Origin of the sequence: Pseudomonas sp. CF161 (assembly GCF_000416215.1) — a bacterium.
Taxonomy (GTDB): Bacteria; Pseudomonadota; Gammaproteobacteria; order Pseudomonadales; family Pseudomonadaceae; genus Aquipseudomonas.
On record NZ_ATLP01000112.1, the window covers coordinates 184,315 to 204,546 of the forward strand.

21 protein-coding genes are annotated in these 20,232 nt (G+C 65.2%); 8 read left to right on the plus strand and 13 right to left on the minus strand.

Annotation, left to right across the window (positions count from 1 at the left end):
• Entirely contained in the window at nucleotides 1-1,035 is a 1,035-nt protein-coding gene (locus CF161_RS26695) for a hypothetical protein (RefSeq protein ID WP_043230521.1), read from the plus strand.
• 234 nt (nucleotides 1,036-1,269) lie between these two features.
• On the opposite strand, the gene dsbG is transcribed toward CF161_RS26695, so the two are convergent.
• From dsbG to dsbD, 3 genes are read right to left on the minus strand one after another with little or no spacing between them, the layout of a single operon-like run.
• Entirely contained in the window at nucleotides 1,270-2,037 is a 768-nt protein-coding gene (dsbG, locus tag CF161_RS26700; protein ID WP_020299750.1) for a thiol:disulfide interchange protein DsbG, read from the minus strand.
• Nucleotides 2,013-2,876, minus strand: coding sequence for a TlpA disulfide reductase family protein (locus CF161_RS26705; protein ID WP_020299751.1), 864 nt, complete (start codon nucleotides 2,874-2,876; stop codon nucleotides 2,013-2,015). The genes dsbG and CF161_RS26705 overlap by 25 nt, the downstream gene beginning before the upstream one ends.
• Nucleotides 2,876-4,609 carry a protein-disulfide reductase DsbD gene (gene dsbD, locus CF161_RS26710; RefSeq protein WP_020299752.1) on the minus strand — a complete coding sequence of 578 codons (1,734 nt, stop codon included), beginning with the start codon at nucleotides 4,607-4,609 and terminating at the stop codon, nucleotides 2,876-2,878. The genes CF161_RS26705 and dsbD overlap by 1 nt, the downstream gene beginning before the upstream one ends.
• A 154-nt stretch (nucleotides 4,610-4,763) precedes the next feature.
• Here dsbD and CF161_RS26715 point away from each other — a divergent pair, with 154 nt between their 5' ends.
• The 4 genes from CF161_RS26715 (at nucleotide 4,764) to CF161_RS26730 (ending at nucleotide 8,737) form a co-directional block, all read left to right on the plus strand.
• A complete protein-coding gene (locus CF161_RS26715) occupies nucleotides 4,764-5,441 on the plus strand; it encodes a response regulator (RefSeq protein ID WP_020299753.1) in 678 nt (225 codons plus the stop codon).
• The gene (locus CF161_RS26720) at nucleotides 5,442-6,767 is read left to right on the plus strand and encodes an ATP-binding protein (RefSeq protein WP_177326806.1); all 1,326 of its coding nucleotides are present in this window, start codon (nucleotides 5,442-5,444) and stop codon (nucleotides 6,765-6,767) included.
• Between the two features lie 248 nt (nucleotides 6,768-7,015).
• Nucleotides 7,016-8,428: an aspartate aminotransferase family protein gene (locus CF161_RS26725; protein WP_020299755.1), complete on the plus strand. Its 1,413-nt coding sequence runs from the start codon at nucleotides 7,016-7,018 to the stop codon at nucleotides 8,426-8,428.
• Between the two features lie 81 nt (nucleotides 8,429-8,509).
• A complete protein-coding gene (locus CF161_RS26730; RefSeq protein ID WP_020299756.1) occupies nucleotides 8,510-8,737 on the plus strand; it encodes an MbtH family protein in 228 nt (75 codons plus the stop codon).
• 55 nt (nucleotides 8,738-8,792) lie between these two features.
• Here the strand turns inward: CF161_RS26730 and CF161_RS26735 are convergent, their stop codons facing one another.
• From CF161_RS26735 to CF161_RS26780, 10 genes are all read right to left on the minus strand, one after another.
• On the minus strand, nucleotides 8,793-9,617 hold the full coding sequence (locus CF161_RS26735) for a bifunctional 2-polyprenyl-6-hydroxyphenol methylase/3-demethylubiquinol 3-O-methyltransferase UbiG (RefSeq protein ID WP_020299757.1): 825 nt from the start codon (nucleotides 9,615-9,617) through the stop codon (nucleotides 8,793-8,795).
• 156 nt (nucleotides 9,618-9,773) lie between these two features.
• Entirely contained in the window at nucleotides 9,774-10,754 is a 981-nt protein-coding gene (locus tag CF161_RS26740) for a metal ABC transporter solute-binding protein, Zn/Mn family (protein ID WP_020299758.1), read from the minus strand.
• Nucleotides 10,755-11,654, minus strand: coding sequence for a metal ABC transporter permease (locus CF161_RS26745; protein ID WP_020299759.1), 900 nt, complete (start codon nucleotides 11,652-11,654; stop codon nucleotides 10,755-10,757).
• Nucleotides 11,654-12,409 (minus strand): metal ABC transporter ATP-binding protein, encoded by a 756-nt coding sequence (locus CF161_RS26750; RefSeq protein WP_020299760.1) that lies wholly within the window; start codon nucleotides 12,407-12,409, stop codon nucleotides 11,654-11,656. The genes CF161_RS26745 and CF161_RS26750 overlap by 1 nt, the downstream gene beginning before the upstream one ends.
• Nucleotides 12,406-13,335, minus strand: coding sequence for a metal ABC transporter substrate-binding protein (locus tag CF161_RS26755; RefSeq protein WP_020299761.1), 930 nt, complete (start codon nucleotides 13,333-13,335; stop codon nucleotides 12,406-12,408). The genes CF161_RS26750 and CF161_RS26755 overlap by 4 nt, the downstream gene beginning before the upstream one ends.
• Before the next feature lie 35 nt (nucleotides 13,336-13,370).
• The gene (locus CF161_RS26760) at nucleotides 13,371-13,940 is read right to left on the minus strand and encodes a DUF6162 family protein (RefSeq protein WP_020299762.1); all 570 of its coding nucleotides are present in this window, start codon (nucleotides 13,938-13,940) and stop codon (nucleotides 13,371-13,373) included.
• On the minus strand, nucleotides 13,937-14,284 hold the full coding sequence (locus CF161_RS26765; RefSeq protein ID WP_020299763.1) for a hypothetical protein: 348 nt from the start codon (nucleotides 14,282-14,284) through the stop codon (nucleotides 13,937-13,939). The genes CF161_RS26760 and CF161_RS26765 overlap by 4 nt, the downstream gene beginning before the upstream one ends.
• A complete protein-coding gene (locus CF161_RS26770; protein WP_020299764.1) occupies nucleotides 14,281-14,823 on the minus strand; it encodes a hypothetical protein in 543 nt (180 codons plus the stop codon). The genes CF161_RS26765 and CF161_RS26770 overlap by 4 nt, the downstream gene beginning before the upstream one ends.
• A complete protein-coding gene (locus CF161_RS26775; protein WP_020299765.1) occupies nucleotides 14,820-16,028 on the minus strand; it encodes a PepSY domain-containing protein in 1,209 nt (402 codons plus the stop codon). Before CF161_RS26775 ends, CF161_RS26770 begins: the two co-directional genes overlap by 4 nt.
• Nucleotides 16,029-16,314: 286 nt before the next feature.
• On the minus strand, nucleotides 16,315-16,773 hold the full coding sequence (locus CF161_RS26780; protein WP_020299766.1) for a VOC family protein: 459 nt from the start codon (nucleotides 16,771-16,773) through the stop codon (nucleotides 16,315-16,317).
• A 280-nt stretch (nucleotides 16,774-17,053) separates the two neighbouring features.
• Between CF161_RS26780 and CF161_RS26785 the strand changes: the two genes are divergently transcribed.
• The 3 genes from CF161_RS26785 to CF161_RS26795 all read left to right on the plus strand — a co-directional run bounded on the left by CF161_RS26785 (nucleotide 17,054) and on the right by CF161_RS26795 (nucleotide 19,805).
• A complete protein-coding gene (locus CF161_RS26785) occupies nucleotides 17,054-18,277 on the plus strand; it encodes an SfnB family sulfur acquisition oxidoreductase (protein WP_020299767.1) in 1,224 nt (407 codons plus the stop codon).
• A 10-nt stretch (nucleotides 18,278-18,287) separates the two neighbouring features.
• Nucleotides 18,288-18,953: a methionine ABC transporter permease gene (locus tag CF161_RS26790; RefSeq protein ID WP_020299768.1), complete on the plus strand. Its 666-nt coding sequence runs from the start codon at nucleotides 18,288-18,290 to the stop codon at nucleotides 18,951-18,953.
• A gap of 78 nt (nucleotides 18,954-19,031) precedes the next feature.
• Nucleotides 19,032-19,805 (plus strand): MetQ/NlpA family ABC transporter substrate-binding protein, encoded by a 774-nt coding sequence (locus CF161_RS26795; protein ID WP_020299769.1) that lies wholly within the window; start codon nucleotides 19,032-19,034, stop codon nucleotides 19,803-19,805.
• Nucleotides 19,806-20,232 lie beyond the last annotated feature (427 nt).

The window sequence follows — 20,232 nt, forward strand, 5'->3', positions numbered from 1 at the left end:
GTGGAACAGATTTTCTGGCGTGATATCGAGGACCTCGCAGGCAACTGGAGCGGTTTGGGCGTGGACGTGAAGCGCCCGTGCGCTGCCAAGCCGCCGTTGCGTCTGCTCAGCGGCGACAACCTGCGCATGCAACTGGTGCTGGGGGATCAGACCCTGCTCTGGGGCACCCTGTCGCGCTGCTTTTACGGGGTGTGGCTGATCCGCAACACCCTGCTCGAGCAACTGCCGCTGACCCTGGTCGAGGCCATTGATTCGCCCACGGTCGAACAGCATGCGCAACTGGCGCCGGCCTTGCGCTTAAAGGCCTGGAGCCGGTTTTTCATCGACCAGTTGCTGCACCAGCAGCCCGATTTCCTGTACCCCGGCTACTGGCTGGTGCGCGGCTTGTGGCATCAGCCGCTGAAGCTGATACAGAGCCAGTGGGCACAGGAACAGCGCTGGAATTTCGTCGGCGGCCAGGACGCCCTGAGCCATCTGCCTGAGTGGTCGATACGGGGCGACAACCTCCTGAGCAACCAGGAGCCCGGCGCGCCACGCTGGGTCGCACTCGGGGAATGCGGTGGGGCGGTGGTCGGTCTGCACGCGGTGGACCCGTTTTCCGGACGCCTGAAGTGGTGGCGCAAAAAGGCGCGCGAGGGCAGCCTGCCGCCGATCCTGCTGTGGTACGTCAGCGGCCTGAATGCCTACCTGATCCTGGATGGCCATTACCGCTTGCAGGCGGCCCTGGATGAACAGGTCGCGCCGCAGTTCCTGGTCCTCAGCTCGCCGAAACTGTCCCATTACCGCCGCAATGAAGAAGAGGAACAGAAAGTCCTGAATGGCCTGCTGCGTCAAAGTGAAAAGAACAACCTCGACCTGAGCCAATTCAACCAGCGCCTGATCTACACCTTCGACGACCGCCCCTACCACCGAGTCGGCAGCCAGGCCTGGGCCGGCATCGCCTCGAATGACGCCTGGGTCGAGGAAGTGACCCGGTATTTGACGGCGCACGGCATGACCGAACAGTTGCCGAATATCATCGAGCGCCGTGAATGATGTTGCGGTGTAATCCCGACGCTTGACGGTGCCTGTCCTGGCCAGCGTCCGAACGCGGCCCGAGCCTGGCGGCAGCGGCTACAGGGCTCAATCAACCTGGCTTCCTTTTGCCTTTGGTCGCGGACACAGAGGTGCTGATCCACCTCTGCCTGCTGCGGAAATCAGGGGAGGGGCGGCGCGGTTGAAGGTGTTGCCCGCCCGCCGTTTCGCGCAGGAAGCGGCGGGCGGTATGGCTTATTTCGGGCCGAGGATTTTCAGCAGTTTGTCCGGTGAAGGCGCGCCTTGCTGCTGTTGCAGCTCGCCCTTGTCGTCGAGGTAGAAGATCGCCGGGGTGGCGGACAGTTCGAGTTCTTCCATCAGTTTCATGTTGGCGTCGAGCTTGGCCTGGATCGCTGCCGGGATTTTCGCCAGGGGCTTGAGGGTGCTGGCCTTGCCGGCTTTTTCGTGGTCGGCCAGGGTTTTTTGCGGGTCTTTGGCGGCGAGCAGGGCGGCGGATTTGCCCGGGCTGTCTTCGCGGATGATGCCGACCATGATGTGCCGCAACTGAACCTTGCCCGCGTTCACCCAGGGCCGGGCCTGTTCCCAGAACATGTTGCAGTACGGGCAATTGGGGTCGCTGAACAGGTACACGGTGCGCGGTGCGTCCTTGTTGCCGTCGGCGATCCAGTTGCTGGCTTGCATCTTGGCCCAGACTTCCTTGGACATCGGCGCGTACACCAGCTTTTGCAGGGGCTCGGCGCTCAGGTCCTTGCCGTCGGCGTCGTACAGGTTGCCCAGCAGCACGTGCTGGCCGTCGGCGGTCAGGTACAGGGTCATGCCACGGTTCTGGTACTGCGCGGCGTAGCCCTTGAGGCCGCTGGGGGCGTCGAAGCTGCCGATGATCTTGGCGCCCTTGGCTTCGATCTTGCGGATCGGCGCCGGCAGTTCCTCGGCGTGCAGCGCGGTTACTGGCAGCAGGGCGGCGCCCAGGGACAGGGTCAGCAGGTGGCGGATGAAGGGCATGGCAGTTTCCTTGAAGGGGCGAGCGCCGAGGTGTGCGGCGTGTCGAAGTTTTCCAGGGCGCGGGCCAGGCTGGCCTCGGACAGTTCGCCCAGATGGCTGCCCAACAGGCGCCCGTCGGCGCTATAGAACAGAGTAGTCGGCAACGCCATCGAACCCACGGCCTTGCCGAGGCGGCCGCTGCCGTCGAACAGCACGTTGTTCAGGTTCAGACCCTGGGTGGCCAGGTAGGTGCTGACGCTTTGCATGCTTTCGGCCTGGTTGACGAACAAAAAGGTCAGGTCCGGGCGTTGCTGCTGGGCTTTTTCCAGCACCGGCATTTCCCGTCGGCACGGTGGGCACCAGGTGGCCCAGAGGTTGATCACCAGCGGGCCGCCCTGGTAGTCGGTCAACTGCACGCTTTCGCCGGTGGCGCTGTGCAGGGTGATCTCGGGCAGGCGCGTGCCTTGCTCGTACAGGGTCAGCGACAGGCTGGCCAGCAGCCAGAACGCCAGGCCGCTGCCGACCCCGGCGCCCAGGGGCCGGCGCAGTGCCGGCCGGCGCCAGCCCCAGGCCAGCGCCCCGAGCACCAGGACGATGACCCCGGGCCAGACCAGAAAGCCGCCGTCGCGCAGGTCGACGATCTGCCACAGGTCATCGCGGTAGTGTTTCCAGTAGGCCAGCACAAAGCTTGCGCGCGCAGCCAGCAGGCCGAGCAGGAACAGGCTGAACAGCACCGATTCGGGGTTTTCACCACCGCGCTTGGCCACCCTCCAGCCAATCAGGGTGGCGAGCGCCAATGCACTGATCAACAGCAGGTGGTTAAGGGCGATGGCAAAGGTGCCGATGGTAAAGGTCAACATCAACGGGCTTCCCGGGTGATGGTCCAGCGTTGCAGAAAAGCCGCGGCATCCACCTCACCGGTGATCCGCTGGCTACGACGTTCTTCGCCGTCCGGGCCGATCCACAGCAGGCTCGGCGGCCCCGGCACTTTATACCGGTTGAGCAGTTCGCGGCTGTCGGCGTTGTCGGCGGTGACATCCAGGCGCAGCAGGCGCACGTCGCTCAGGGCCTGCATGACAGTGGCCTGGCCGAACACCTGTTTCTCCATGATTTTGCACGACACGCACCAGTCGGCGTAGTAGTCCAGCAGCACCCATTGGCCCTGGGCCTTGGCGTTATCGAGGGCGCCTTGCAGCTCGGCCGGGGTCTTGACGGTATGGAACGCCTCGTCGGCGGTTGCGGCGCTGGCGACGTTGCCGCCGCTGTAGACCTGCAAGGGTTGCCACAGGTTGTCGCTGCCGCCGGCGGCGCCCACTACCAGCAGGCTGCCCCACAGGCCGAGCAGCAGCGCGCCGGCACCGAACAGGTGCAGCAGCCGTCCGGCAATCGCCCGTTGTTGCCAGGTGGCGTAGGCCAGCACCAGGCCCAGGGCGCCCCACAAGCCCATCCACAGGCTGGCGTCCAGCACCGGTCGCAGCATGTAGATCGCGGTGCCGAGGAACATGAAACCGAACGCGCCCTTGAGCAGGTTCATCCACGGCCCGGGCTTGGGCAGGAAACGGTTGCCCACGGTCACCAGCAGCAACAGCGGCAGGCCGATGCCCAGGCCCAGGGCAAACAGGGCCAGGCCGCCGAATACCAGGTCGCCGGTCTGGGCGATGTACAGCAGGCCGCCGGCCAGGGGCGCGGTCATGCACGGGCCGACCAGCAAGGCGGAGAGGGCGCCGAGAATGCCGCAGCCGATCAGGCTGCCGCCCTGGCGCTGACGGCTGGCGTCTTCCAGGCGGTCACGGAGGAAGGCGGGCAGTTGCAGTTCGAAGAAACCGAACATCGGCAGCGCCAGCAGCACGAACAGCGCGGCGAAGCTGCCCAGGACCCAGGGCTGTTGCAGCCAGGCTTGCAGGTTGCTGCCCAGCAGCGCGGCAATCACGCCCATGGCGGCATACACCAGGGCCATGCTCAGCACATAGCTGCTGGCCAAGGCCAGGCCGCGACGGGGGCTGGCGCCACTGCCCACCACCAGCCCGCCGAGGATCGGCAGCATCGGCAGCGAGCACGGGGCAAAGGCCAGCACCAGGCCCAGGCCGAAGAACAGCAGCAGGCTCCAGCCCAGGCTCTGCTGTTGCAGGCTGCTGGCCAGGGCCTGGTCTGCTGCTTGCGGGGTGTTGCCGGCCAGCGCCGGGCTGCCCCCCAGGTCAACCTCCAGCGATTGCGGCGGGTAGCACAGGCCGGCGTCGGCGCAGCCTTGCCAGCCGACCTTGATCTTGCCGCTGGCGCCGGCCGGGATCTTCAGTTCCAGGCCCTGGCGATAGACTTGCTGGGCGCCGAAAAACTCATCGCTATGGGCCTCGCCCTCGGGCAGCGGCGGTTTGTGCGCATCCGCCAGGCCATCGAGTTTCAGCCGCTGTTGATAGAGGTAGTAACCCTCGGCGATTTGCCAATAGAGCTGGGTCTCTCCGGAGTCGAGACGTTGTGACGTGAACACGAAAGCCTTGCCGACCGGCAGGAAGTCCGGCTTGACCTCGAACGGGTTATTCCCCGCCTGGGCCACGGCCGAGACCAGTAAACACAGCAAAATAAACAATCGACGCATGCTAAAGCCTTAAACCTTTGGGGGCAGCGAGCACAATGGCGGGTGGCGATTAACCGATGATTAACCCTGCGCAGCTTGTGGCGTTGGCCGTGCGGGCCATAATGTCGGCTTAATCCCGCGCGGTCTTAATCAACGCTTTTCTACAGGTCTCACCATGCACGTACTTGTCTGTGAAGATGATGAGCTGATCGCCAGCGGCATTGTCGCCGGTCTCACGGCCCAGGGCCTGACCGTGGAGCATGTCGCCACCGCTTCCGCGGCGCGGGCCATGCTCGGGGTGGCCGAGTTCGATGTGATGGTGCTCGACCTGGGCCTGCCGGATGAAGACGGCCTCAAACTGCTCAAGCAACAGCGCCAGCAAGGCCTGGAGATTCCGGTGCTGATCCTCACCGCACGCGACTCGGTCACCGACCGCGTCGACGGCCTGCAGGCCGGTGCCGACGATTACCTGCTCAAACCCTTCGACCTGCGTGAACTCGCCGCGCGCCTGCACACCCTGTTGCGCCGGGTGGCCGGGCGCAGCGTCAACCTGATCGAGCATGGCCGCCTCAGCTACGACCCCAGTACCCGGGAAACCCTGCTCGGCGGCGCACCGGTGGACCTGTCCCGACGCGAGCAGGCGCTGCTCCAGGCGCTGCTGCACAACCGTGGTCGGGTGCTCTCCAGCGAACAGCTCAAAGACAGCGTCTATGGCTTCAACGATGAGTTGGAGAGCAACGCGCTGAACGTGCACATCCACCACCTGCGGCGCAAGCTCGGCAACGGCATCGTCGAGACCGTGCGCGGCCTGGGCTATCGCCTGGGGCCGGCAGATGGCGGGGAGGACGCCTGAGTGATGAGCCTGCGCCTGCGCCTGAGCCTGACCCTGGGCGCTGCCTTTATCCTGATCTGGGCCCTGGCGGCGGCCTGGATGCTCAGCGACCTGCGCAATCAGATGATGTTCTCCCTCGACCAGCGCCTGGTGGCCTCGGCGCGCATGGTCGCCGGCCTGCTGGAGCAGTTGCCGGAGCTGCCGAACAAGGGCGAGGGCACCCATTTCAGTGCCCAGCAATTGAACGTCCCCGGTGGCATGGCGTGCCAGGTCAGCTCGTTGCGGGGCGAGATTCTGGCTCGCAGCCACAGCACCCCGGAACAGAAACTGGAGGCCGAAAAACTCGGCTTTCATGACCAGATGATCGACGGCGCGCGCTGGCGCAGTTTCACCCTGGCCCGCGACAACCTGCGCATCACCACTGCGGATCGCCAGGTGGAGCGCGAAGCCCTGAACATGTCGGTGCTGCTGGCGGCCTCGGTGCCGGTAGGTGTGGCGCTGCTGGGGTGCCTGTGGCTGTTCTGGCTGGGCATCGGCCAGGGCCTGGCGCCGCTCAACCGTATTCGCGACGCCTTGATGCGGCGCAGCGCCGATTCCCTGGAGCCGTTGCAGATCGACCCGATGCCCAGCGAACTGCGGCCATTGGTGGAAACCCAGAACCAGCTGTTCCAGCGCATCGCCAAGACCCTGGAACGGGAACGCCGCCTGACCGGCGACGCCGCCCACGAACTGCGCAGCCCGCTGACCGCGATCAAGACCCACCTGCAAGTGGCGCGCATGACCGAGGGGACCGCGCGCGACCAATCCCTGGCCCGCGCCGAAGAGGGCGCCGACCGCATGCACCGGACCCTGGAACAATTGCTGCTGCTGGCCCGGGTCGAGGGCAGCCTGTCGTTCGACGACGGCGTGCAGTGCAACGCCGAGCAGGTGGCGCGCCTGGCGATCCAGGACGCGGCCAGCGGCGCGCGCCAGCGGATCCGCCTGCAGCTGAACGAACCGGTGGCCACCGCACCGGTGGAAATGCCCTCGGTGCTGGCGATTGCCGCCCTGCGCAACCTGCTGGACAACGCCTTGCGCCACACACCGGCCGACGCGCCGGTGGAGCTGACCCTGGAAACCGTCGGCAGCCGTGTGCGCTTCCAGGTGCGCGACCATGGCCCCGGTATTGCCCAGGAAGATCTGCAACACCTGACCCAGCGTTTCTGGCGCAATGGCCAGAGCACCGGCTGTGGCCTGGGGCTGGCGATTGTCCAGGCGATCGTCCAGCGCTGTGGTTGTGCCTTGCTGTTCGACAGTCGGCCGGATGGCCTGCGGGTCGAATTGACCTTGCCGCTGCACGCCGTCTGATTCCTCTCCAGGGCATCACGCTCTGGGTCTTTTTCGTGGCTGGAGCAACGCGGCTGACGACTGCCCGCGAGCCCACGCCGCCGAATGCGGATTACCCGGCGCCTGCCGTTGAGCAATTAACTGTCCCCTGGGTGTAAATCCCTGTCGTGCTGGTGCGTTTCCAGAACAGGAAAACCCGCGAGTGTGCGCCGTCACGGCGGCCTCTGGCGGGTGAGCAGTTTTGGTCAATCCCAGCGTGAGGGTTTGCGATGTCAGCCGTTACCAGCCTTATTGAAGATCAGCCCGCGCGGGTCAGCCCCGCGCCGGCCGAAACCCTGTATCAGTTCAACGAATCGCCGTTGCTGGCGCGTCAGGCGCGCCAGGAATCCAACGCCCGCAGTTACCCACGGCGCATACCGTTGGCGCTCAAGCGCGCTCGCGGCATTTATGTCGAGGACGTCGAAGGCCGGCGCTTTATCGATTGCCTGGCCGGTGCCGGCACCCTGGCCCTGGGGCATAACCACCCGGTGGTGATCGAGGCCATCCAGCAAGTGCTGGCCGACGAGTTGCCGCTGCTGACCCTGGACCTGACCACGCCGGTCAAGGACCAGTTTGTCCAGGACCTGTTCGGCCTGTTGCCCCAGGCCCTGGCCGACGAGGCGAAGATCCAGTTTTGCGGCCCCACCGGCACCGACGCGGTGGAAGCCGCGTTGAAGCTGGTGCGTACCGCCACCGGCCGCAGCACCGTGCTGTCGTTCCAGGGCGGTTACCACGGCATGAGCCAGGGGGCCTTGAGCCTGATGGGCAGCCTGGGTCCCAAGCGCGCGATGGCCGGCCTGTTGAGCAGTGGTGTGCAGTTTCTGCCCTACCCCTACGACTACCGCTGCCCGTTCGGCCTGGGGGGCGAGGCCGGGGTCAAGGTCAACCTGCATTACCTGGAAAACCTGCTGAACGACCCGGAAGCCGGGGTGCAGTTGCCGGCGGCGGTGATCGTCGAGGCGGTGCAGGGCGAGGGCGGGGTGATCCCGGCCGATCTTGATTGGCTGCGCGGCCTGCGGCGGATTACCGAGAAGGCTGGCGTGGCGCTGATCGTCGACGAGATCCAGAGCGGTTTCGGCCGCACCGGCAAGATGTTCGCCTTCGAGCACGCGGGGATCATTCCCGATGTGGTGGTGATGTCCAAGGCCATTGGCGGCAGCTTGCCGATGGCGGTCATGGTCTATCGCGACTGGCTCGACACCTGGTTGCCGGGGGCCCATGCCGGCACCTTCCGTGGCAATCAGATGGCCATGGCTACCGGGTCGGCGGTGATGCGTTACCTCAAGGAGCATCGCCTGCCGGAACACGCGGCCGCCATGGGTGAACGCCTGACCGAGCACTTGCGGATCCTGCAGCGCGAGTTCCCGCAGCTGGGGGATATTCGCGGCCGGGGGCTGATGCTCGGCGTCGAGCTGGTCAACCCCGAAGGCGAGCGCGATGCCCAGGGCCACCCGCCGCACTACGGGCAACTGGCGCCACTGGTGCAGCGCGAGTGCCTCAAGCGCGGGTTGATCCTGGAGCTGGGCGGACGCCATGGCAGCGTCGTGCGTTTCTTGCCGCCGTTGGTGATTACCGCGGCGGAAATTGACCAGGTGGCGAAGATTTTCAGCCTGGCGATGGCTGCTGCGGTGAGCAGTTTGTAATTTATTACCGCGCTGATCCGTTCCTTTTACACAGTGGTCGCGCACGTGGCGCGGCGAACCTTATATCGATGGAGACACGCAATGACTTCAGTATTTGACCGCGAGGACATCCTCTTTCAGGTAGTGGTCAACCACGAGGAGCAATACTCGATCTGGCCCGACTACAAAGCCGTGCCACAAGGCTGGCGCACCGTCGGCAAGAGCGGTTTCAAAAAGGAATGCCTGGCCTATATCGAAGAGGTCTGGACCGACATGCGCCCCTTGAGCCTGCGCCAGAAAATGGATGGACAGGCCGCGGCGGCGCAGTAAATCCCAGATACGCCGCACCTGTAGCCGCTGCCGCAGGCTCGGGCCGCGGCAGTGGCTACAGGGGTTTGATGGCTTGCAGGGTGTAGCTCAACGGCAGGCGCCACGGGGCGTGCTTGAGGTGCCATTCGCCGTTGGCGTCGCAGCGCATCTGACCGGGCAACGCTTCCCAGGGAATGCTCTGGTGCTCGACCAGGGCGCTGATCTGCAGGCCATGCCTGAGCAGGGCACCGATGATTTCCCCCAGGCCGTGGTTCCATTCATGGGTCACCGTGGCCGTCAGCGGGGTGTCGGTGTCGACGTAGGTGCTGGCGTCATCCCAAACCATCGGTTGGCTGCGTTCGAAATACGGCTGGGTAATGACCAGCTCGTCTTCGCGGCTTTCATCGAGTGCCCACAGCATCGGGTGACCCTCGCGGATAAACAGCCGCCCGCCGGGCTTGAGCAGCTCACTGACGGTGCGCGCCCAGCTGTCGATGCTCGGCAGCCAGCACAGCGCGCCGATGCCGGTATAGACCAGGTCGAAGGTGGCGCGCGGCAAGACCTGCGCTGCGCGGTAGACCTCGGACTCAACAAACTCGATCGCCACGCCACAGCGTTCAGCCAGCGCCCGCGCCTCGCTCAGTGAGGCCTGGGAAAAATCCAGCCCGCTCATCTGCGCGCCCAGGCGTGCCAGCGACAGGGTGTCGGTGCCGATATGGCACTGCAGGTGCACGCCACGCAGGCCGCGGATATCGCCAAGCAATGGCAGGTCGAACCGCACCACGTCGGACAGGTAGTCGGGTTCGTCGATAAAACGTTGGGCGGCGTAGCCCTTTGAGGCCGCGTGCAGTGGGGCGCGTTGGTCCCAATTGGCCTGGTTGAGCGTGAGGTAGTCACTCATGAATAGATTCCCTGATGGAACTGACGGTGCGCGCAGCAGCCTAGCACCGGGGGCCGCGCGGGTTCTTGAGGGAATGTGTAAGCGGGTGTAGGGCGTTTGTAAGGGGCTGCGCGGCCTGTCGCCGCTGCCGGAGCCTGGCAGCGGCGACAACGCGGGTTACTGCGGGGTGAGGGCCTGGGTGACCTGGCCGATGTTGCTTTCCAGCTCGGCCAGGGGGTCGTCGCTGTCGGTTTGCAGCACCAGCAACTGGCTGCCTGCGGCGCTGATCGCGGCTTTCACGGCCTCGGACGGTTGGCGGTGGTGGAGGACGATGGCCACGTCGTGGTCCTTGAGCTGGGTCTTGAGTTGCTCAAGGGCTTGGGCTGTCCATTCGTTGTCGGGCCGTGCATCGACGCCGATCGACTCCAGGTTGAGCCCGCTGACCAGGTAACCGAAGTGCTCGCTCAAGCTGAACGTGCTGAGGTTATCGGCATTGGCCAGGCGCGCTTCGCTGTCTGCGCTGAGTTTGAGCAGGCGCTGCTTGAGCGCGGCCAGGTTGGCCTCGATCTTCGGTTTGGCCTCGGGCGCCAGGCGCACCAGGTCGGCGGCCAGCACATCGGCCATGCGCCCCAGGTTGTTGCTCGACAGCCAGGGCTGGCTGTTCAGGCCATCGGTCTTGCCCGGTTGCAGGGCGATACCCGGCAGGGCGCCATCCACCGGCCGCGCGGCGTCGACTTCGACCACATGGATATTGCTGCGCCGGGCGTTGGGGTACAGCGGATCGTCAGGCCAGATCGAGCGCAGGCCAATCACCGCGTCGGCGCTCAGGGCCAGTTTGCTCAGGGCCGGGGCACCGCGCCCGGTGAAGTAGGCGGTCTGGCGCGAACCCGGGAGGTTGGCCGGTGCTGCCCGCTCCAGCTTGACCGACGTGCCTTGCAGCAACATCTGCCCCAGGCCGAAGGTCACCGGCAACGAGGCCAGTACGGTGACCGGCTTGCTGGCCGTGGCCGAGTGCAGGGCCGCATTGCCCAGGCCGTTGCTGGCGAGCATGTGCATCGGCTCGAAGCGTTCGGCGGCGCCGGCATGGCTGATGCCGAGCCCGGCCAGGGCCAGGGCGACGGTCAGGTGACGCAGGGGGGTGTGCAGTGAACCAAGCATTTATCCGATATTCCCTTTCAGACTGGGGACCGTGCCGCGGGCGATGGCGGCGAGGGCGAAGGCGATGCCGGCCACCAGGATGATCGCGGCGCCGGAGGGGATGGGCAGGTCGAACAGGATCGGCGCGAGAATCCCGCACAGGGTGCTGACCGTGGCGATCAACACCGAGATCCAGAAAAAGCCCTTCAGCGACTGGCTCAGCAGGCGTGCGGCAGCGGCCGGGATCACCAGCAGCGCGCCGACCAGGATCGCGCCGATCACTTTCACCGCCGCCACGGTGATCAGGGTCACCAGGATCACGAACAGGTAATCCAGGCTTTTCACCGCCACCCCGCGCACCGCTGCCAGTTGCGGGTTGAAGCTGGCGAGCATGATGCGGTTGTACAGCGGCAGGCTCAGGCCCATGACCAGTGCGCCAACCACGGCCAGCACCAGCAGGTCGTTGCCGTTGACCGTCAGCACCGAGCCGAACAGCACGTTCTCCAGGATGTGCACGTTGATCTTGCCCGCCAAAATCAGCAGCAGGCTGGCGCCCAGGGCCAGGGACACCGAGAGGAACACGCCGATCAGGGTGTCCGGCGCCAGGCCCGTGCGGTTGCGCAGGTAGTTGAGCAGGATGCCGAACAGCAGGCAGTAGCCGAAGAGGCTGCCGTAGGGCCCGGTGTAGGGTTCGCCCAGGAGGATGCCGATGGCGACCCCGGTCAGCGCCGCGTGGCCCACGGCTTCGGAGAAGAACGCGAAGCGCTTGACCACCACCAGGGTGCCCAGGCCGCCCAGCACCGGGCCGATCAACAGGCCGGCGAGCAGGGCGTTGACCACGAAACCGTAGGCCAGGGCTTCGGGTAAATAACCGGAAGAGGCCCAGCCCTGGATCATCAAACGGAAGGCTTCATAACTCATCAGGCAGCACTCCCGCTGACAACGTCGGCAGCGCGCGGGTGGGTGGAAAACAGGGTCAGCAGGCGTTCCGGAGTCAGGGCCTGTTGCGGGTGGGCGTCGAACAGCACGCGACGGTTGAGGCCGGTCACCCGGTCTGCCAGGCGCCCGACCGCTTCCAGGTCGTGCTCGATCCACAGCAGGGTGATCCCGGCGCGGCGCCAGTCGCCCAGCAGGCGCTCGAAGACCTGGATCCCGGCTTCGTCGAGGGCCGACATCGGCTCATCCAGCACCAGCAGTTGCGGGGCCGGGATCAAGCCCTGGGCCAGCAGCACGCGCTGGCGTTCGCCGCCGGACAGCGCGCCCATGCGCCGCTTGCGTTTGTCCTGCATGCCGACCCGCTCCAGGGCTTCGCCGATGGCCCCGGCGTAATGCCGGCTGAGGCCGAGGAACGCCGGGCGGCGCTGGCACATGGCGGCCATGAAGTCGTCGACGGTCATCGGCAGGCCGCGGTCGAATTCCAGGGCCTGGGGCACGTAGCCGATCACCCCCGGCTCGCCTGGCCATTGCAGGCTCAGCTGGCCCTGGTGCGGCATCTGCCCGAGCAGGGTCTTGATCAGCGAGCTCTTGCCGCCGCCGTTGGGGCCGACCAGGGCGTGCACGGTGCCGGGTTGCACGGCAAAACTCACGTTGTCGAGGATGGTGGTGCGGCCCAGGGTCAGGCTGACCTGGGCGAACTCGATGGACGGGCCGCAGGTCAGGGTTTCAATGGCGGTCATGCCCCAGCCTCCTGAATCGCCCGGACCACGGTGTCGAGGTTGCCGGTCATTTCCTTTTCATACTTCTCGGCGCTGTAGTCGCCATAGGAAATATGCGACAGCGGGTACAGCTTGACCCCGGATTCGCGCTGGATGGTGTCGACGTAGGTGGACGGGAAGTCCATCTCGGAGAAGATCACCTTCACGTCCAGTTCACGCAGTTGGTCGATGGTCTTTTTCAGCTGGCTGGGGCTGGGCTCGATGCCGTGGGCCGGTTCGACCACGGCCGTGACTTCCAGGCCGAATTCGCGCAGCAGGTAGTCGTAGGCCGCATGCACCGTGGCCACTCGCAGGTCGGCGTTGGGGGCCTTGGTCAGCTTGGCCAGGGCGTCGGCGCGCATCTGCCGCAGGCGCTTGCCATAGGCACGGGCGTTCTGGGTGTAGGTCTTGGCGTTGTCCGGGTCCATCTTGCCCAGCTCGCGGGCGATGTTGTTGACCTGGGCAATGGAGGCGCTGATGGAGAGGAAGGTGTGCGGGTTGACCACCTTGCCCGCGCCCCGGGCGGCGACACCGGTGGCGGCCAGCAGCGGTACGTTTTCGTTGGCCTCGATCACCGGGATGTCGGGGCGCTCGCTGGCGGCGATCATGCGGTCGGCGAAGTCATCGTGGCCCACGCCGTTGAGCACAATCACGTCCAGGGTGCCGATGCGCTTGATGTCTTCGGCGCGCGGTTCGTAGGCGTGGGGGTTGAAGCCGGCGGGAATCAGCGGCACCACCTCGGCCTTGTCGCCGACGATATTGGCCACATAGCTGTAATACGGGTGCAGGGTGATGCCGATGCGCAGGCGCTTGGCCTGATCGGCCTGGGCCAGGGGCGCCAGCAGCAGGGCCAGCAGGCCGACCAGCAAACCGCGCAGCAGCGGGCGACGTAGAGATGAAATAGGCATGGGCAAGCAGTCTTCTCTCGGGTGAATGCGGAGTTTCAGTGCCGATGCTGGCGGGTCACCCCGGCATCGAATTGCGCGACCACTTGTTTCCAGCCGGCATCGAGCAGGGCCTGGTCACTGAAGTCGGTCGGGGCGGCGAGGGGCTTGCTGCGGTTGAGCCAGATGTCCGGGTTGGTCGGGTCAGCGCCGATGCGCATCACAAACGAGCCCGCCACCTCCGGGTTCTGGCTCAGGCCGACATAGGCCTGGCCGAGCAATTGCCAGGCGTGGTCGCCACGGCTGACCGAGCTGGCGTCCTGGGCAAAGGGCGCGAAACCTTCTGTGGCCAGTTGCGCGGGGCTAGGCAGCGCCTGGGCCTCGGCTTGCAGCAGGTGGATTTCATCGAGGGTCACCCGCAGGTCGGCGTAGATCCCCTGTTCGCCGGCGCTGAGGTCGCGTCGGGCGTCCAGTTGATGACTGTCGACGCTGCTGACGGTCTGCGACTCGCCGCGCAGCAGCGCCACCGAACCGGCCACGGCCAGGATCACCAGGCACAACAGCAGCACGTACAGGGTTTCATGGCCGGCGCCGGCAGGGCGCACGATCTGGGTTGTGGAGGCGCTCATGGGGCCTCGATATCGGCTTGGTCGATTTCCACCACGTGGCCGGGGCCGGCGTCGAACAGCACGTAGAACTCGGACGCCGGCTTCTTGAAGGTCAGTGTCGAGTCAGTGCCCAGCTTGCCCGGGACGAGGATGGTCTCGTCGTAGCCGATCACGTCCAGGGTCACCCCTGGGGCGCCACTGCCGTCGGAGAAGCCGCCGGTGCACTGGATCTGCTCGGCGTCGATGGCCTTGCATTCGCACATCGGGTTGTGGGCCAGGGCGTTGCCGCTGAATGCGGCGCCGGCGGCCAGCAGCAGCGCGCTGCCCAGCAGGCGCAGGCGGGAGATGGGTGCGGCGAAGATCATGGTTTGCCTCCTTGTTTGTTCAGCCAGGCGATGGTGGCGGGCGACGCTTGGCTCAGGGGGATGGCAGCCTGGTGCATGCTGCCGTCCCAGCCTTCCATGGTGATCCACAGTTCGGCGTCGGCCTTGGTTTTTTCCGCGACCGGCAAGGTGGCGCCCATGCGGTACGGGGTGCCGAAGAAAATCACCCCGGCGGCGCGCAGGCTGCGCGGTTTGCCGATGCGAAGGTAGGTGGCCTTGACCTGATCGATACAGGCCTCGCACAGGGCCGCATTGAAGCTCTTCATGTAGCCGGCCGGGCCGTCGAAGCGCGGTGCTTCATTGCGCAGTTCGGCCAGGCGCAGGCTCCAGGGGCCGACCTGGATTTCCCCGAGTTCCCGTTCGCCCAGGCCGCTGTCACCGCGAAACAGCGCGGCGTCGGCAAAGTACTTGGGCATGAACCCCAGGGGGACCAGCAACAGCAGGATGTTCAGGTGGAAACGCCATTTGTGCCACAGCCGGCTCAGGCCCGAGGTCGGTGTGGTCGTGGTTGCCTGGCTCACAGGTTGCCCTCCGGGGTGTCGGTGTTCATCGCCGGGACAGCCCGGGGCGGGGTGCTGCCACGGGCCGGTTTGTTACTGCGCTTGAGCGCGTGGGCGGTGGCCAGGGCGGTGCGTTTGGTCCAGATCAGCAGGCCGCTGAGGACCATCATGCTCAGCAGCAGGCCGAAGAAGAACCAGATCAGCTTGATCCACAGGCCGCCGAAATCGCCGGTGTGCAGGGGGCGCATGGATTCGGTGACGAACTCCAGGGCGTTGCGGTCCGCCAGCAGGCTGGAGCTGTCCACCGAGCCGGTGTAGGGGTTGATGTTGGCGGTCTGGAACATCAGCGGATACCAGCCGCGGCCGCCAATGTACAAGTGGCTGTAGGCGTTGCTCGGCAGGCTGACGAAGCTGATGTCGAAGCCGGGGATTTTTTGCGTGGCGATGCTGATGGCTTCATCCAGGCCGATCATCGCCGCCGGCTTGCCGTCGGCCGAAATCGGCACGTTTTCGCGGGCGATCACCGGGACGATCGGTTCGCTGGAGATGCTGATGTGGTTGTCGCCCAGAATCGCCCGGATCAGAAACCAGATGCCGGTGATGGAAATCACCGCAATAAACCAGATCGACCACAGGCCGCTCAGGCGGTGGAAATCGCCCCAGAAGATCCGCGCCCCGTGCCTGAAGCGTACGGGCTTGAAGAAGCCTTTCCAGAATTTCTTGTACACCACCAGGCCAGTCACCAGGGACGCCAGCATCGGCAGCCCCAGCAGCGATACCAGGTACCAGCCCCAGCTGTAGCCGTTGGTGAACGGCACCAGCCACCAGCCATGCAGGGCGCGGGTAAAGGCCTGGAAGTCGAACTGCGGGCTGACCCCCTGGATCGCCCCGGTGTACGGGTTGACGTACACCGTGACCGAGCGCCCGTCGGGGTAGTTGATGCCCACATCCAGGGCGAAATGCGCTTCGTCGGGGGTGCTGATGGACTCGACCAGCAGCTGCGGCTCGGCCTGCTTGATGGCCGCGACCACCTGGTCGTAGCTGAGGGCCTGGGCATCATCCGACGGTTTGCTGGCCCGGACATCCGGGTTGGCCAGCCACACGATCTCCTGGCTGACCACCGCCAGGGTGCCGGTAACGCACACGATCAGCACAAAGAACCAGATGGGCAGCGCCAGCCAGCTGTGGACGAGAAACCAGATTTTTGAGCGAGACTTCTTCGACATTGAATGCACGTCTTGATTCGAGGAGTGGAGCCGCTTTGGCAAATTGCCATCATGCCCCGGGCACAAAAAGTGGAGGCACAGGTTTAGCCAACGCGGCCGGCTGCATCTAATTAAGACGAATGAGAATCTTAAAACCCGCAGGTGGATATGAAAGGAAATGTTTCAGAGCCAGCCAGCGCCCCACCGGGTCCCGAGCCTGGGCCAGGCCACAGGGGGCGGGAGGGCGGGTGAGCCGCTAACGGTCAGGCAGAACGCGGGCGGCGGTGAGGTGCCGCAACGTTCGGGCTCAGGCCTGTTGAAACATCTGTGCTGCGCGCTGGCTGATTTCTTCGTTGCTGAGGTTTTCCTTGCGGCTGGCGAGGAACCACAGATGGCCGAACGGATCCTTCAGGGTGCCGCTGCGGTCGCCGTAGAACTGATCCTTGACCTCGGACACCACCTGGCCGCCGGCAGCGATGGCCAGGGCGAACTGCTGGTCGACGTCCTTGACGTACAGGTGCAGCCCTACCGACGGCGAGGCTTGGGGGTTGCTCAAGGGGCCTTGCTCGCAGGGGCTGCCGAGCATGATCGGGCAGTCGCCGATGCGCAGTTCGGCATGGCCAATGCCGCCGTCGGGCATGCTCAGGCGCATGACTTCAACGGCGCCGAAGGCCTTTTTATAGAACTCGATGGCTTCGGCGGCCTTCTGGATGCCCAGGTAGGGGGTGATGCTGGGGTAGCCCTCGGGAATCGGATTCACGCTCATGACGCTTCTCCTGGATCGTGGTGAGTGACGCGGGTGGGCCGGTTTTTCCGGTGGATTCACTATAGGCCCGGGCGTCATAGGCCCTGGCGCGAGCCGACGAGGTGTCGCCCCGGCAACAGTGGCGCGCTGTTCGCTGGGCAACAGTGATCCAGCAGTTTGCTCGCCGGGGCAACCTCCACTGCTTGTCGCGCTGGCGCAACTGCTTGAATTCATTGGCTAAAACTTCCGGCATGGAAGCTGCAATAGCCCTGGCAGACCTTTATTCACCCGAGAGCGCTGCATGCCTTCCTTGCCTGAATCTGCCGTTTACCCCATCCATTCACCCGCTGCCCATGTGATCCGCGACGAGGCCGAAGCCATCAGCGTCGCCGAGCGGGTCGCCGCCGTGCTGCTGGAACAGGACGCCGAGCGCGACCGCAGCCGCCAGGTGCCGGCCGAGGTGGTCGACCTGTATTCCAACAGTGGCCTGTGGGGCATCAGCGTGCCGCGCGAGTTTGGCGGGGCCCAGGTGTCCTACGCGGTGCTGGCGCGGGTGATTGCGATCATCTCGGCAGCCGATCCGTCCCTGGGGCAGATCCCGCAGAACCATTACTGCCTGCTGGAGGACATCCGCTTGCAGGGCAGCGCCGAGCAACAGGCGCATTTTTTCGCCCTGGCCCTGCAAGGCCATCGCTTCGCCAATGCGTTGTCGGAAACCGGCGGCAAGAACGTGCAGGACATCCAGGCCACCATTCGTCGCGAGGGTGACGGCTACCGCATCAACGGGCGCAAGGGTTACTGCACCGGCTCGCTGTATGCCCACTGGCTGGCGGTACTGGCCCTGGACGAAGAGCAAAAGGGCCAGTTGGCCTTCGTGCCCCGTGGCACCCCGGGGCTTTCAGTGATCGATGACTGGGACAGCATGGGCCAGCGCACCACCTCCAGCGGCACGGTGCTGGCCCAGGACCTGCACGTGCCGGCCTTCAACCTGTTTCCCACCTACCGCTCCTACGAGAGCCCGACCCTGGCCGGGCCTTTCGCCCAACTGACCACCGCCGCCATCGACGCCGGGATCGCCCGTGCCGCGCTGCGCGACACCGTGGCCTTTGTGCAGCAGCATGCGCGGCCATGGATCGACGCCGGTGTGGAAAAAGCCAGCGAAGACCCGCTGACCATCATTCAGATCGGCGCCCTGGACATCCGTCTGGAAGCCGCCGAGGCCCTGTTGGAACGGGCCGGCCTGGCCCTGGATGCGGCGCGTCCGGCGCCCGATGAAGACAACGTGGCCCTGGCCTCGCTGGCGGTGGCCCGGGCCAAGGTGCTGACCACCGAGATTGCCATCGAGGCCAGCAACAAGCTGTTCGAACTGGGCGGCACCCGCTCGACCCTGAAAAAGCACAACTTCGACCGTCACTGGCGCAACGCCCGGGTGCACACCCTGCACGACCCGGTGCGCTGGAAGTACCACGTGCTCGGCAACTGGCTGCTCAATGGCGTGAAGCCGCCGCGCCACGACTGGTCCTGAGGCACACGTCATGGCTGAGTGGCTGAAGAATATTTACTGGGCCGATATCGGCCAGGCCTGCCTCGATACCCTGAGCATGCTGTTTGCCGCCCTGGGTTTTACCGTGCTGCTGGGGCTGCCCCTGGGGGTGTTGCTGTTTCTCACCGGCAAGCGCCAGTTGCACGAGGCGATTGGCGTCTACCGGGTGCTGTCGGTGATCGTCAACATACTGCGTTCGCTGCCGTTCATCATTCTGCTGATTGTGCTGATCCCCCTGACCACGCTGCTGGTGGGCACCTCCCTCGGAGTGCCCGGGACCATCCCGCCGCTGGTGGTGGGCTGCACGCCGTTTTTTGCGCGCCTGGTGGAAACCGCCCTGCGCGAGGTCGACCGCGGCGTGGTCGAGGCGACCCAGGCCATGGGTGGCAGCACCTGGCAGATCATCCGCCACACCCTGTTACCGGAAGCCCGTGGCGGGTTGCTGGCGGCCGTCACCGTGACCGCCATCGTCCTGGTGGACTACACCGCCATGGCCGGGGTGATTGGCGGCGGCGGCCTCGGCGACCTGGCCATCCGCTACGGCTACCAGCGTTTCCAGACCGACGTGATGGTGGTCACCGTGGTCCTGCTGCTGGTGCTGGTCCAGGCCCTGCAGATGACCGGCGACCGCCTGGTGGCGCGCTACAGCCGGCGTTGAGCCGTTCCTTTTCAAAACCAAAAAACGGCCTCACGTGCGCCCCACGACGGTCACTCGCCTCTGCCTTAGGAGCACAGCATGAAAAAGTCCCTGGCCATCCTGGCCGCCGTCCTGTCGTTGAGCGTTCACGCCAATGAAAAACTGATCGTCGGTGCCACCCCGGTGCCCCACGCGGAGATCCTCGAATTCGTCAAACCAACCCTGGCCAAGGAAGGCGTGGACCTGGATATCAAGGTCTTCACCGACTTTATCCAGCCCAACCAGCAACTGGCGCTGAAAAACCTCGACGCCAACTATTACCAGTACCGGCCGTTCCTCGATGACTTCAACAAAACCCGCCACACCGACCTGGTGCCGGTGGTGGGCGTGCACATCGAACCCTTTGGCGCCTACTCGACCAGGATCAGGAACCTCTCCGAGTTGAAGGACGGGGCCACGGTGTCGATCCCCAATGACCCGGTGAACACCGGCCGCGCCCTGGTGTTGCTGCACGAGGCGGGCCTGATCAAGCTCAAGGACCCGAGCAACACCCTGGCCACGCCAAAGGACATCGCCAAGAACCCGCACAACTTCAAGTTCAAGGAACTGGAATCCGCCATGCTGCCGCGGGTGCTGGATCAGGTCGACCTGGACATGATCAACACCAACTACGCGCTGGAAGCTGGCCTGAACCCAGCCAAGGACGCGCTGGTGATTGAAGGCGCCGACTCGCCGTACGTGAACTTCCTGGTAGCGCGTCCTGACAACAAGGACAGCGTTGCGATCCAGAAGCTGGCCAAAGCCCTGACCAGCCCTGAAGTCAAAGCCTTCATCGAGAAGAAATACAGCGGCGCCGTACTGCCGGCGTTCTGATCGACTACGCTGAGGTTGTAGCAAACCCCTTCAAGGTTTAAACGCCGACGGCTTTCACAGCGTCGGCGTTTTTTATTGCCCGCTGGAAGCGTGGTCGCCAGCACAGACGGCGCCGCACAGGAACGGGTCGGTCAACCGGCCTGCATCGCCCGGCGCAGGGCCGTCAGCCATTTCAGCAGGTCGTGGGGATCGAGGGGCTGCGGGGTGTTGGCATCGGCCATGGTCAACGTCCTTGTGAGGCTGATGGGCAGCCTGGGCTGTGTCTCCTTGAGGCGCGCCGGGGCAAAAGGCAGCCCGGCGTCCACGGCTGAAACGGTAGACCCTAGGCGCCAGCCCGGCAAATTCGCGGGTTAGTTTTTTGGGTGATATCAATATGCTTTAACGGTATTTAAATTCTTGTTTTTATACCTTTAAAGTCGGTGCTTGC

Bases quoted from the DNA above. Each gene is read 5' to 3' on its own strand.
- CF161_RS26735 (WP_020299757.1), bottom strand. From the start codon at position 9,617: ATGAGTGACTACCTCACGCTCAACCAGGCCAATTGGGACCAACGCGCC.
- CF161_RS26765 (WP_020299763.1), bottom strand. From the start codon at position 14,284: ATGATCTTCGCCGCACCCATCTCCCGCCTGCGCCTGCTGGGCAGCGCG.
- dsbG (WP_020299750.1), bottom strand. From the start codon at position 2,037: ATGCCCTTCATCCGCCACCTGCTGACCCTGTCCCTGGGCGCCGCCCTG.
- CF161_RS26785 (WP_020299767.1), top strand. From the start codon at position 17,054: ATGCCTTCCTTGCCTGAATCTGCCGTTTACCCCATCCATTCACCCGCT.
- CF161_RS26715 (WP_020299753.1), top strand. From the start codon at position 4,764: ATGCACGTACTTGTCTGTGAAGATGATGAGCTGATCGCCAGCGGCATT.
- CF161_RS26790 (WP_020299768.1), top strand. From the start codon at position 18,288: ATGGCTGAGTGGCTGAAGAATATTTACTGGGCCGATATCGGCCAGGCC.
- CF161_RS26740 (WP_020299758.1), bottom strand. From the start codon at position 10,754: ATGCTTGGTTCACTGCACACCCCCCTGCGTCACCTGACCGTCGCCCTG.
- CF161_RS26705 (WP_020299751.1), bottom strand. From the start codon at position 2,876: ATGTTGACCTTTACCATCGGCACCTTTGCCATCGCCCTTAACCACCTG.
- CF161_RS26730 (WP_020299756.1), top strand. From the start codon at position 8,510: ATGACTTCAGTATTTGACCGCGAGGACATCCTCTTTCAGGTAGTGGTC.
- CF161_RS26755 (WP_020299761.1), bottom strand. From the start codon at position 13,335: ATGCCTATTTCATCTCTACGTCGCCCGCTGCTGCGCGGTTTGCTGGTC.
- CF161_RS26725 (WP_020299755.1), top strand. From the start codon at position 7,016: ATGTCAGCCGTTACCAGCCTTATTGAAGATCAGCCCGCGCGGGTCAGC.
- dsbD (WP_020299752.1), bottom strand. From the start codon at position 4,609: ATGCGTCGATTGTTTATTTTGCTGTGTTTACTGGTCTCGGCCGTGGCC.
- CF161_RS26795 (WP_020299769.1), top strand. From the start codon at position 19,032: ATGAAAAAGTCCCTGGCCATCCTGGCCGCCGTCCTGTCGTTGAGCGTT.
- CF161_RS26745 (WP_020299759.1), bottom strand. From the start codon at position 11,654: ATGAGTTATGAAGCCTTCCGTTTGATGATCCAGGGCTGGGCCTCTTCC.
- CF161_RS26750 (WP_020299760.1), bottom strand. From the start codon at position 12,409: ATGACCGCCATTGAAACCCTGACCTGCGGCCCGTCCATCGAGTTCGCC.
- CF161_RS26780 (WP_020299766.1), bottom strand. From the start codon at position 16,773: ATGAGCGTGAATCCGATTCCCGAGGGCTACCCCAGCATCACCCCCTAC.
- CF161_RS26775 (WP_020299765.1), bottom strand. From the start codon at position 16,028: ATGTCGAAGAAGTCTCGCTCAAAAATCTGGTTTCTCGTCCACAGCTGG.
- CF161_RS26760 (WP_020299762.1), bottom strand. From the start codon at position 13,940: ATGAGCGCCTCCACAACCCAGATCGTGCGCCCTGCCGGCGCCGGCCAT.